12 protein-coding genes are annotated in these 11366 nt (G+C 70.4%); 5 read left to right on the top strand and 7 right to left on the bottom strand.

Annotation, left to right across the window (positions count from 1 at the left end; genetic code table 11):
• Window positions 1-105: 105 nt before the first annotated feature.
• The 6 genes from AB5T46_RS02675 to AB5T46_RS02700 form a co-directional block, all read right to left on the bottom strand.
• Window positions 106-1293 carry an AGE family epimerase/isomerase gene (locus AB5T46_RS02675; RefSeq protein ID WP_370562441.1) on the bottom strand — a complete coding sequence of 396 codons (1188 nt, stop codon included), beginning with the start codon at window positions 1291-1293 and terminating at the stop codon, window positions 106-108.
• A gap of 165 nt (window positions 1294-1458) precedes the next feature.
• The gene (locus AB5T46_RS02680) at window positions 1459-2508 is read right to left on the bottom strand and encodes a LacI family DNA-binding transcriptional regulator (RefSeq protein ID WP_370562275.1); all 1050 of its coding nucleotides are present in this window, start codon (window positions 2506-2508) and stop codon (window positions 1459-1461) included.
• A gap of 68 nt (window positions 2509-2576) precedes the next feature.
• Complete coding sequence (locus AB5T46_RS02685; protein WP_370562276.1) at window positions 2577-3980, bottom strand: M28 family peptidase; 1404 nt, start codon at window positions 3978-3980, stop codon at window positions 2577-2579.
• Window positions 3981-4118: 138 nt separating this feature from the next.
• Window positions 4119-4538 (bottom strand): large-conductance mechanosensitive channel protein MscL, encoded by a 420-nt coding sequence (mscL, locus tag AB5T46_RS02690; protein WP_370562278.1) that lies wholly within the window; start codon window positions 4536-4538, stop codon window positions 4119-4121.
• A 30-nt stretch (window positions 4539-4568) separates the two neighbouring features.
• The gene (locus tag AB5T46_RS02695) at window positions 4569-5282 is read right to left on the bottom strand and encodes a fumarylacetoacetate hydrolase family protein (protein ID WP_370562279.1); all 714 of its coding nucleotides are present in this window, start codon (window positions 5280-5282) and stop codon (window positions 4569-4571) included.
• Between the two features lie 10 nt (window positions 5283-5292).
• Window positions 5293-5586: a hypothetical protein gene (locus AB5T46_RS02700; protein WP_370562280.1), complete on the bottom strand. Its 294-nt coding sequence runs from the start codon at window positions 5584-5586 to the stop codon at window positions 5293-5295.
• 121 nt (window positions 5587-5707) lie between these two features.
• Here AB5T46_RS02700 and AB5T46_RS02705 point away from each other — a divergent pair, with 121 nt between their 5' ends.
• On the top strand, window positions 5708-6061 hold the full coding sequence (locus AB5T46_RS02705) for a Rieske (2Fe-2S) protein (RefSeq protein WP_370562281.1): 354 nt from the start codon (window positions 5708-5710) through the stop codon (window positions 6059-6061).
• 107 nt (window positions 6062-6168) lie between these two features.
• Here AB5T46_RS02705 and AB5T46_RS02710 read toward each other — a convergent pair whose 3' ends face one another.
• Window positions 6169-6510: a hypothetical protein gene (locus tag AB5T46_RS02710; protein WP_370562282.1), complete on the bottom strand. Its 342-nt coding sequence runs from the start codon at window positions 6508-6510 to the stop codon at window positions 6169-6171.
• A 342-nt stretch (window positions 6511-6852) separates the two neighbouring features.
• On the opposite strand from AB5T46_RS02710, the gene AB5T46_RS02715 reads away from it, so the two are divergent.
• The 4 genes from AB5T46_RS02715 (at window position 6853) to AB5T46_RS02730 (ending at window position 11241) form a co-directional block, all read left to right on the top strand.
• Window positions 6853-8097: an alkaline phosphatase family protein gene (locus AB5T46_RS02715; protein WP_370562283.1), complete on the top strand. Its 1245-nt coding sequence runs from the start codon at window positions 6853-6855 to the stop codon at window positions 8095-8097.
• Between the two features lie 354 nt (window positions 8098-8451).
• Entirely contained in the window at window positions 8452-9972 is a 1521-nt protein-coding gene (locus AB5T46_RS02720; protein WP_370562284.1) for a DNA-3-methyladenine glycosylase 2 family protein, read from the top strand.
• Between the two features lie 42 nt (window positions 9973-10014).
• A complete protein-coding gene (locus tag AB5T46_RS02725) occupies window positions 10015-10518 on the top strand; it encodes a methylated-DNA--[protein]-cysteine S-methyltransferase (RefSeq protein WP_370562285.1) in 504 nt (167 codons plus the stop codon).
• Window positions 10519-10854: 336 nt separating this feature from the next.
• Window positions 10855-11241 (top strand): SpoIIAA family protein, encoded by a 387-nt coding sequence (locus tag AB5T46_RS02730; RefSeq protein WP_370562287.1) that lies wholly within the window; start codon window positions 10855-10857, stop codon window positions 11239-11241.
• Window positions 11242-11366 lie beyond the last annotated feature (125 nt).

An 11366-nucleotide genomic window follows, 5' to 3' on the forward strand; every position in this document is an offset into this window, starting at 1 on the left:
CGGCGCAGCCATTTTGTCGTTGCTCTTCGGCCTCCGGAGGGTCAGGCCAGGACTCTCCCGCCAACGCGTGGCTGCACGGAGCATCGCGGATCCCCCCGCTCGTGCCTACATTCCCCGCAGCACCTCATGGCAGGCGCCCATGGTGTGATAGTCGGTCTTGCCGGCGGGGCTCTTCAGGTCGTCGTACTTGCGGTTGTCGCGCGAGAGAATGCGGAACCATGCGCCATGGCGGTGGTCGACGAAATGCGTCCAGCTGTATTCCCATAGACGCAGGTACCAGTCGCGATAGCGCGGATCGCCGGTCCGTCGCGCCAGCAGCGCGGCAGCGGCGATCGACTCGGCCTGCACCCAGAAATACTTGTCGTCGTCGTAGAAGCCGCCGTCGCGGTCGTTGCCGTAGACCATGCCGCCGTGCTCGGCGTCCCAGGACATGTCCAGGGCGCGGTCGAACAGCGCCTGCGCGCGGGGCAGGTACCATCCTGCGGGTGCGTGGCGGTCGAGGATCAGCAGCAGCTTGGCCCACTCGGTCTGGTGCCCCGGCTGGAAGCCCCAGGGGCGGAAGATGTTGCTGCGGTCGCCGCGGTTGTAGTTCCAGTCCACGGTCCAGTCGGGGCGGTAGTGCTCCCAGACCAGGCCGCCGGCGAGCGCGGCCTGGCGGTTGACCATGTTGTCGGCCAGCAGTGCCGCGCGTTCGAGATAGCGCGGTTCGCGCGTGGCCTCGTACGCGGCGAGCCAGGCTTCGCAGGCGTGCATGTTGGCGTTCTGGCCGCGGTAGGGCGACAGCGCGCTCCAGTCGGGCGAGGCCTCGTCCGCGTACAGGCCGTGGCGCGGCTCCCAGAAGCGGCGCTCCATCAGCTCCCAGGTTTCCTCAAGCCACTTCGCCGCCGGCCTGATGCCGACCTCGAGCGCCTTGGCATAGGCGAGGACGACGAAGGCGAGGCCGTAGCAATGATTGGTGGCGTCGGTCGCGACGCCGTCGCGCAACTCCCAGGCATAGCCGCCGGTGGCGGGGTCGCGGTGCGCGCCGCGCAAGTAGTCGATGCCATGGCGCACGGCCGCGCGGTAGGCATCGTCACCGAACGCCTGCCAGGCCATCGAATAATTGAAGACGAACCGCGTGCTGCTGACCAGGTGCCGCGTGCTGCGATCGTAGATGTCGCCGTTGTCGCGGAAGAACTGGAAGAAGCCGCCGGCCGGATCGATGCAGCGCGGATGGTAGAAGCGCATGGTGCCGGCGATGTGGTCCAGCAGGAATTCGCGCGACTCGAAGTCCGGTAGCGACCTGCCGGCCATGTACTCGCGATGCATCGTGCTGGCGCTCCGAAAAAGGTCGTGAATCGGGTGCTCCGGTCGCGCGTCGTAGGCCCGGGGCGACCGTTGCAGTCCGTCTGGTAAGGTTACCATACCGGTCCGTAGCGCAACACGGCGGGCGCATCGGACGCGAGCGTTTCCAGGCGGTCAGCGCCGCGGCGGCGGCGAGGAGGACTGGCGCCTGACCAGGGTGAACTTCATCACCTGGTGGGTGTCGGCCTTGGGCCGGCCGTCGCGCTTGCGGCGGATCTCGTCGAGCATCAGCGTGACCGCGGCGCGTCCCATCGCGGCCACCGGCTGGTGCACGGTGGTCAGCTCCGGCCAGATCGTCGTCGCCACCGGCGTGTCGTCGAAGCCGGTGACGGTCAGGTCGTCGGGCACGTGCAGCCCCATGCCGTGGGCGACCGACACGGCGGCCGCGGCCATGTCGTCGTTGCTGGAGAAGATGGCGGTCGGGCGGGGCCGCAACGCGAGCAGCTCCGCGGCCGCCGTGAGCCCGGTGCGATAGGTGAACATGCCCTGGGCGACGTGGTCGGGCGGGACCTCGATGCCGGCCTCGGCCATGGCGTCCAAGAACGCCGCCGCGCGCAGCGCGGTGGGCGTGTGCTGGGGGTCGCCCTTGATGAAGCCGATGCGCCGGTGCCCGAGTTGCAGCAGGTAGCGGGTCATCGCGCGCGCGCCCTGGTAATCGTCGATCCGTACCGAGGTGACGCCCTCCATCGGCGTGCCGGTGGCCACGGCCACGACCGGAATCCGGGTCGCGTCGAGTTCGTCGATGGTCCGCTGCGAGTCGCACAGCGGCGGCGGCAGGATGACGCCGTCGACGCCGGCTTCGAGCAGGCGCCGGGCCGCCGCGCGCTGGCTGCGGATGCCGCTGCACTTCTCGATCATCACCTGGCTGCCGTTGAGGCTGCTCTGTTCCAGGATGCCGAGCATGAACTGGTTGAGATAGGCGGCGCTGGGATTGCTGTACAGCACGCCGATGCGCGCGGTGCCGGAGGTGCGCAGCGAGCGCCCCGCCAGGTTGGGGCGATAGCCGAGGGTCTTGACCGAGGCCAGCACGCGCTCGCGCATGGTGTCGCCGACGTAAGGGTGATCGTTGATCACCCGCGAGACGGTCATCGGCGACACGCCGGCGTGCCTGGCGACATCCAGGATGGTCACGGCGGCACCGGTGCGGCGGCTGCGTTGGGGCATCTTCGCTCGGGCGTGATGGTTCGGATCGGCGGTGGCGCCGGCGGACCGTCGGCGCCACCTGTCGCAGCTTACTCGGCGGGCGCCTGCGACGCGCCGGCCGCGCTGCCGAAATCGCCTTCCGCCTCGGCCGCCAGGTACGCGAACACCGCATAGGCGGCGACGTTCTGCGCCACCGCCTCGGGGTCTACCTTGTCCAGGGTGTCGTCGGCGTTGTGGTGCAGGTCGAAGTATTCGGTGCCGTCCTGCGCCAGCCACGCCCACGCGCCGCCGGCCTGCGACACCGGGATGAAGTCCGGGCCGGGGCCGCCTTCCCCCGGCATGTATTCGATGCCCAGCGGCGCCAGCGCCTCGGCGATCTGCCGGGTGGCGGCCTTGGCATGGTCGGGTGCGCTGGTGTTGAAACCGTAGATCCGGCCGGCGCCGAAGTCGCTCTCGGCGGCGATCACGTGCTCGGCGATCTCGTCGGCATGGCGCTCGGCGTACTGGCGCGCGCCGATCAGGCCCTGTTCCTCGTTGGCGAACGCGATCACGCGGATGCTGCGCTTCGGCTTCCGTGGCAGCCGGCCGATCAGGTGCCCCGCGGCCATGGTGATGCCGATCCCGGACGCGTCGTCGACCGCGCCGGTGCCGAGGTCCCAGGAATCGAGATGCCCGCCGATCGCCACCACCTGTTCCGGGGATTCGCGTCCGGTGATCTCGCCGATCACGTTCTGCGAGGTGTATTCGCCGTCCCAGCCGCAGTCCAGCGCCAGCCGCACCCGCACCGGGCCGTGCTCGAGCAGACGCCCGAGCTGGTCGGCGTCGACCAGCGACAGCGCCGCCGCGGGAATCGGCTCGACGCCGTCGGCGAAGCGGGTCATGCCGGTGTTCGCCACCCGGTGTGGGCTGGTGCCGATCGAGCGCATCAGGTATCCGGCCGCGCCCTTGCTGCTGGCCACGGAAGGCCCGCGGCCGCGGATCGGCCCCGCATCGCCATAGCCGCTGCCATCGCGGGTGCGCGCCATGCGGTAGTCGAGGAATGCGATCTTGCCTGCCAGCGAGCCTTCGGGTGCGGCCTCCAGCGCGGCGAAATCCGCGAAGCGCACGATCTCGGCCTCGACTTCGCCCCCCGCGCTGCCGCCGAGCGCGGTGACCAGCAACGGCTGCGCATTCGCGCCGAGTACCTGCGCGTGCTCGCTGCGGCGCTGCCATGCCGGAAAGGTGACCGGCTCGGTCCAGACGCGGTCGAAGCCGAGTTCGGCGAACTTCTTCTCGGCCCAGGCCACCGCGCGCGCGTCCGCCTCGCTGCCGGCCAGGCGCGGGCCGATTTCGGTGGTCAGCGATTCGATCAGCTTCCAGCCGGTGTCGTCGGCCAGCGCCTGCTCGCGCAGCTGCGCCGCGTTGGCGAGCGCATCGTCGGGAATGCGTGTCTGCTGCTGTGCGACGGCGGGCGCGGCGAGGGCGAGGGCGAGGAGCAGCGACGCGAAACGCATGGAGAACTCCGGGGGCAAAAAAAGCGAAGCCGCGAGCTTATCAGCCCACGGCTCCGATGGTGGGCGCCGGACGCATGCGACCGTCCGGGGTCCCGGCGTCGCGGACGCCGGCAACGGCGGACGCGAATGCCGATGGCGTTACGGCGTCCGCTTCAGCGAATCGCGGATCTCGCGCAGCAGCAGCACGTCTTCCGGCGTCGCCTCGGGCGGCGCCTCCTCGGCTTGCTGCTTGCGCTTGAGCCGGTTGATGCCCTTGACCACCAGGAAGATGGCGAAGGCGACGATCACGAACTGCAGCAGCACGTTGAGGAACTCGCCGATCCCGATCACCACCGCCGGTATCACCTCGCCGGCGGCATCGATCGTCTCGTCGCGCAAGGTGATGCCCCAGTGGCTGAAATCCGCGCCGCCGATCAGCAGCCCGAGCGGCGGCATGATGATCTGGTCGACCAGTGCGGTGACGATCTTGCCGAAGGCGGCACCGATCACGACTCCGACCGCAAGGTCGACGACGTTGCCGCGCATCGCGAATTCCTTGAACTCCGAGCCCATGCTCATGCCGCAGTCTCCAGGTGGTGGACGCGCCGACTATATCCGCGCAGGAGCGATCTCGCAGTCCAGCGCGATGGCGTCGTCAAGTGCGGCGTGGCAGCGGTCGCCGGGCTGCAGGGCGGCGACGCCGGCCGGGGTGCCCATGAACACCAGGTCGCCGGCGCGAAGTGCGTACAGCTTCGACAGCTCGTGCAGGATCTCCGGCACGCTCCAGATCATCGCGTCGAGACGCGAGCGCTGGCGGATCTCGCCGTTGACCTGCAGCGACAGCGTGCAGTCGTCGAGGTGGCCGAGGTCGGCGGCCGCGACCAGCCGGCTGACCGGCGCGGAGTGGTCGAAGCCCTTGGCGGGGTCCCAGGGCAGGCCCTTGGCCTTGGCCGCCGCCTGCAGGTCGCGGCGGGTCAGGTCCAGGCCGATGCCGTAGCCGAACACCAGCGCCTGCGCGCGTTCCGCGGCGAGTTCGCCGTCGGGCGCATCGGCACCGAGCGCCACCACCAGTTCGACCTCGTGATGCAGGTCGCGGGTGCCGGGCGGGTAGGGCACGCTGCGGTCGGTGACGATCGCATCGGCCGGCTTCATGAAGAACACCGGCTGCCCGCGTGTCTCCGGCGAGGCCGGCGCCTGCGCGCCCATTTCCCGAGCGTGGTCGGCGAAGTTGCGGCCGACGCAGTAGATGCGTCGCACCGGAAAGGTGCCGCCACCGCGCACCGCGATGCGCGGCACCGAGGGTGCCGGAACCACGTCGTTCATGGGAGAAACCTCAGCGCAGCAGGGGCTTGTCGACGATGCGGAATTCGCCGTCGAGCGCGCCTCGACGCTGGCGCCCGGCATCCGGTTGCTCGCGCTGGCGCAGCAGGCGCATCGCCAGTCCCGCCGTCAGCATGGCGGCGCCGATGACGACGCCGAAGACCAGCAGCACCGCCAGCAGCGCCAGGCCCAGCAGCCCGAACGCAAGTCGCAGCAGCGGGTGACGCGGCTTGCGCGGCGAAAAGACCGCGGAGACGCCGGAGGCGCGGTAGCGCAGGTGCAGGATGTTGAAGAAGTTGGAAATCATTGCTTCCCGATAGGATGACGCGCGAACGAATGGCAGGCGCGCAGAACGTGATGGCGCGCGTGAGACAATGCGGCATCGAGCCGATGCCGACAGTATCGGCCGCCAACCGCTCCTGGATGTAATGACTTCGTTAAATCAAGCGCCGGCCGGTGTGCCCTTGGTCGCACTCGCGCAGATTGCCGACGGCGGTTTCGCCGAGGTCGAGGCGGCGATCGACGGCGTCCCCGAATCGCTGATCCTGTATCGCGAGGGCGATGCCGCGCGCGCCTGGCTCAACGTGTGCCCGCACGCCGGCCGGCGCCTTGACTGGGCGCCCGGCCAGTTCCTGAAATCGAAGGACGGCCTGCTGGTGTGCGCGGTCCACGGCGCCAGCTTCGAACTGGCGGCGGGCCAATGCGTGGCCGGGCCCTGCCGGGGAGAGGCGCTGCGCGCGGTGGCGGTCGAGGTTCGCGCCGGTATGGTGATGCTGCCGTAGAGCTGTGGAGCAGAAACGAGTGGGCGGCGGCGATGCCGCCGCAGGAGAGAGAAACGAGAGGGAGCGTTACCCACTCGTTCCTCGTTCCTCTCCACTCGTTCCTCGCTTCAGCGGATCGACGGATCCAGCCGGCGCAGCGCGTCGACGAGATCGACCGAGCCGGTACGCTCGATGTCGTCGCGCGTGTACACGCGGCCGCCCGCCGCCACGCATTCTGAGCGCTCCTTCTTGTTGCGAGCGTTACGGTGGGCGATGATGCGCGAGCCGGTTTCCCGGATGCAGAACGGCTCGGAAGCCTTGGCGGGATCGGCGCGGGTGGATGTCGCCTGCTCCTCGGGCTCGACGTCCTGCGCAGCGGCAGCGAAAGCGAAGCCAAGCAGCACACCGGCGATCAGAAGACGTTTCATGGCGAGACCTCGTCCGGATGCGTGGCACCGTTGCCACGCCATCGAGAATACGCCTGCGCGCCGTGGCAGGCACGTGCCGGACGGTTCGCCCGTTCAGAGCGCCGTCATTCCTCAAGGGAACCCCCCGGTGCTGCCGGGGGAGTGTCAAAGTTCGACTTTAGCGGCAGTCTGCTCCGAGGCTCCTCTCCCTTCGGGGCGAGACCGCACGGCTTGCGCGCCACTGGCGCGCGTGCGGTGGAGCGCTCGCACCGCTGGCGCGGGCCGGGGCGCGGAGCGGGGGTTGGGGTGAGGGTACGGCGAAGTCGCGATGGTTCAGACCGCTGCCGTTGCGCCGGCATGGCGCACGGGCGCAGCTGTCATGGAGGCGCCGTATCATGCGCGCCCATGTCGCGCCTGCCGTCTTTCCTGTATGTCCCGCTGTTGCTGCTGCTCGCGGCCTGCGCCTCCTCGCCGTCGACGTCGCCGGCGACAGCCGCGGACGCCAGGCCGACCCTGCTGCTGGTCTCGCTCGACGGCGTGCACCCGGACATGCTCGGTCGCGGCGACACTCCGCACCTCGACCGCCTGGCGCGCGAGGGCGTGCGCGCGCAATGGATGCGGCCCTCGTATCCCTCGCTCACCTTTCCCAACCACTACACGCTGGTCACCGGGCTGCGGCCGGACCGGCACGGGCTGATCCACAACACCATGCAGACGGACGAGCTGGGCTGGTTCCGGCTCAGCGATCGCGATGCGGTCGGCAACACCGCCTGGTGGCAGGGCGAGCCGTTGTGGGTCACCGCCGAGAATGCCGGCCTGCCCACCGCGACGCTGTTCTGGCCCGGCAGCGAGGCGCCCGTGCAGGGCGTGCAGCCGACGCGCTGGAGCCTTTTCGACGCCACCCTGCCGATGGACGAGCGGGTGGCGCGCGTGCTCGGCTGGCTGGCGGAACCGGAAGCCACGCGTCCGCGCCTGGCGACGCTGTACTTCGAGCATCCCGACAGTGCCGGGCACGCGCACGGGCCGCGATCGAGGCAGTTGCGCGCGACCCTGCGCGAGGTCGACGCCGCGATCGGGCGACTGCTCGCGGGCATTGCCGAAGGCGGCCTGCAGCAGCGCGTGAACCTGGTCGTCGTTTCCGACCACGGCATGGCCGAAGTGCCGGAGGGGCAGGTGGTGGCGGTGGAGGACATGGCCGATCCCGCCGATGCGGAGGCGATCAGCCATGGCCAGGTGCTCGGATTTCGCCCGCGGCCGGGTCGCCAGGCGGAGGCCGAGGCGGCGCTGCTCGGTGCGCACGATCGCTATGACTGCTGGCGCAAGGACGAGCTGCCGGCGCGCTGGCATTACGGCAGCCATCCGCGGATTCCGCCGATCGTGTGCCAGATGCACGAGGGCTGGGATGCGATCCCGCGCGAGTACCTGTCGCGGCGGCCCGGCGGCATGCGCGGCTCGCACGGATTCGATCCCGCGCTGCCGTCGATGCGCGCGATCTTCATCGCGCACGGCCCGGCGTTCCGCGGCGGCGTCACCCTGGCGGCGTTCGACAACGTCGATGTCTACCCGCTGCTGGCGCGGCTGCTCGGCGTCGAGCCGACGCCGAACGACGGCGATCCGGAAACATTGGTGCCGGCGCTGCGCGAGCCGTAGTCGCCTGAACCATTGCCTCGCAGGAGCGGTGCGTCCGGGCCTCCACTTGTGGGAGCGACGGAAGTCGCGACTTGTCTCCGCTCGCCGCGGATTACGGGCATGGTTCCGGATGAAAGGGCGCGCTACCACAGCGTCCGGCCGGAGACCGCGCCGGCACCGGGAGCAATGTCGCGACTTCCCGGCGGCGGTGTACCGCCGCCACTCCCACAAAGCCGGCTGGCGCGCAGGAAAAGTGCTTTGCACTGATAGACGCTCTACCGGGTCTTTAGCGGGTGCGGTCGAGCGAGCCCGGGGCTCGGCATCGATGTCCGAAAATGGCCAGTCCGAGTCCGGTGCCGGTGCTAGTCTGCGCCCATGCCGAACGTTTCCGCCCTTCCCGATCCCCACGTCTGCGAACAGGCGCGCATGAGCCGCGATCCGCGCTTCGACGGACTGTTCTTCACCGCGGTCACCAGCACCGGGATCTACTGCCGGCCGGTGTGCCCGGCGCCCGCGCCGAAGCCGCGCAACGTGACCTACTATCCAAGCGCCGCTGCGGCCGAGGCGGCCGGATTCCGGCCATGCCTGCGTTGCCGCCCGGAGCTTTCGCCCGCGGACGGCACCTGGCGGCGCGGCGACGAGGTGGTGGCGCGGGCGCTGAAGCTGATCGACCAGGGCATGCTGGCCGATCAGCCGCTGGCGGCGCTGGCCGAGCGCGTGCACATCGGCGAGCGGCAGCTGCGGCGCCTGTTCGTCGAGCGCCTGGGGGCGCCGCCGATCGGCGTGCACGGCACGCGCCGGCTGCTGTTCGCCAAGCAGCTGCTGACCGAGACCGCGTTGCCGATCACCGAGGTCGCACTGGCGGCGGGCTTCGGCAGCCTGCGCCGCTTCAACACCAGTTTCCGCGAGGCCTACGCCATGGCCCCGCGCGACCTGCGCAAGCGCACCGTCGTTGCCGACGGCGACGCCCTGACCCTGCGCCTGCACTACCGCCCGCCCTACGACTTCGCGGCGATGCTGGACTTCCTGCGCGGGCGCGCGCTGCCGGGCGTGGAGGTGGCGGACGCGGGCAGCTACACGCGCGTGTTCGGGCCGGCGGAGGCGCCGGGCTGGCTGCGGGTGAGCGCATGGCCCGGACCCGCCACCGGCAACGAGCGCGGTCACGCGCTGAAGCTGGAACTGCACGGCGGCCAGCCGGCGGCGCTGCTGGAGATCGTCAACCGCCTGCGGCGGATGTTCGACCTGGACGCCGATCCGCACACGATCGCCGCGGCCCTGCGCAGCGACGCACGGCTGCGCCCGCTGTTGCGCAAGCGTCCCGGGCTGCGCATTCCCAGCGGCTGGGACGGGTTCGAGATCGCGGTGCGCGCGGTGATCGGGCAACAGGTCAGCGTTGCCGCCGCGCGCACGGTGACCGCGCGACTGGCGCAGCGCCTGGGGACGCCGCTGCCCGAGGCCTTCGCCGCGCGCGGCCTGCTGCACCTGTTTCCCTTGCCGGAAACATTGGCGGAGGCCGACCTGGGCAGCCTCGGGCTGACCCGCGCGCGCGCCGAGACCGTTCGCGGCATCGCCCGGGCGCTGCTCGACGGGCGGGTGGATTTCCGCCCGGAGGCCACGCTCGAGGAGTTCGTCGAACGCTGGACGGCGCTGCCCGGGATCGGGCCGTGGACCGCGCACTACATCGCGCTGCGCGCACTCGGGCATCCCGACGCGTTTCCGGCCGAGGACCTGGTGTTGCAGCGGGCATTGCCGGGCGACGGCAGCCGCCTGAGCGCGAAGGCGTTGCGTGCCCATGCCGATGCCTGGCGGCCCTGGCGCGGCTATGCGGTGATCCAGCTGTGGCGCGATGCCATGGTGGCGCCGCCCGCCGCGACCGGCCGCGCGCGCGCGGCCTGAGAGTGCCGCGGGCCGCATCCACCGAACGAGGAGAGCACCGAGATGACCATCTTCCACACCCGGTTCGACGGCCCCGTCGGTCCGCTGCTGCTGGCGGCCTCCGATGCCGGGATGCATGCCATCGAGTTCCACGCCGCCAGGCACCCGGTGAAGCGCGGCGCCGACTGGCGCGAGGGCGATCACCGGCTGCTGCGCGAGGCACGCAAGCAGCTGCAGGCCTATTTCGACGGCCGGCGGCGCACGTTCGATCTGCCGCTGGCGCCGCAGGGCACCGAGTTCCAGCGTACGGTCTGGCATGCGCTGGCGGCGATCCCGTACGGCGAAACGGTGAGCTACGCGCAACTCGCCGCGCGCGTCGGCCGCCCGAGCGCATCGCGCGCGGTCGGCGCCGCCAACGGCCGCAATCCGCTGCCAATCGTGCTGCCGTGCCACCGCGTGATCGGTGCCGACGGCTCGCTCACCGGCTTCGGCGGCGGCCTGCCGACCAAGCAGTACCTGCTGGAGCTGGAGGGTGCGCTGCCGCGCCAGGCAGACCTTTCCGTCTAGACGAAGCAACACCGTCGCCACGGGCGGTGCCGCGCCAGGTAGCCCTTTCCGCCGCGACGAGACAACCCCGTCGCCACGGGCGGTGTCAATGAACAGCCGCGCCAGGCAGCTCCTATGTATGGACTCGCCCCGCATCGGTGATTCAATTCCAGACACTCGGATGCTTTTCCAACCGAAGCCACCGGGCACTGGAGCGGAAACGCACCGCCGGGATTGCAGAGAGCTGCTTTGCGCCACGAAAGCCGTGATCCGCGAACCCAGGTTCGCCTCCGGACCGCTTGACGCCGCCGCCACGGCGCCTGCGCTAAGGTCGGACGCCCGAACGGGAGCACCCCCATGATCGAGATCCTGCCGGCGCCGCCACACGTCGCCGCCTTCCACTTCAGCGGCCAGCTCGACGGCGATGACTACGATCGCTGCATCGCCTACATCGAAGCGCGCCTGGCCGAGTACCGCCGTATCGGGCTCTACGTGGACATGAGCGGATTCACCGGAATGACCGCAAAAGCGCTGGGCAAGGACCTGCGCTATGGCCTGGGCAAGTTCGGCGAGTACGACCGGTTTGCCCGTGGCGCGGTGATCACCGAGAAGAACTGGCTCGGCAAGGTGTCGGAATTCGCCGGCAAGTTCTTCCCGGGCACCGAGATCCGCACCTTCACGCCCGGCGACCAACAGACGGCGCTGCAGTGGGCGGCGGACATCTCACCGCAGGACGACGCCTGAACCGCCCCGGCGGCCGGCGAGATCCTGGACCGCGCCTCCGTAGAGCGGAGCTTGCTCCGCTGCGGGGTCTCCGGAGCCGGGAGCAGCGGAGCGAGCTCCGCTCTACGAACGGGGGCGTTCGCAGC

It is taken from the genome of Luteimonas salinilitoris, assembly GCF_041300785.1.
Classification (GTDB): Bacteria; Pseudomonadota; Gammaproteobacteria; order Xanthomonadales; family Xanthomonadaceae; genus Luteimonas; species Luteimonas salinilitoris.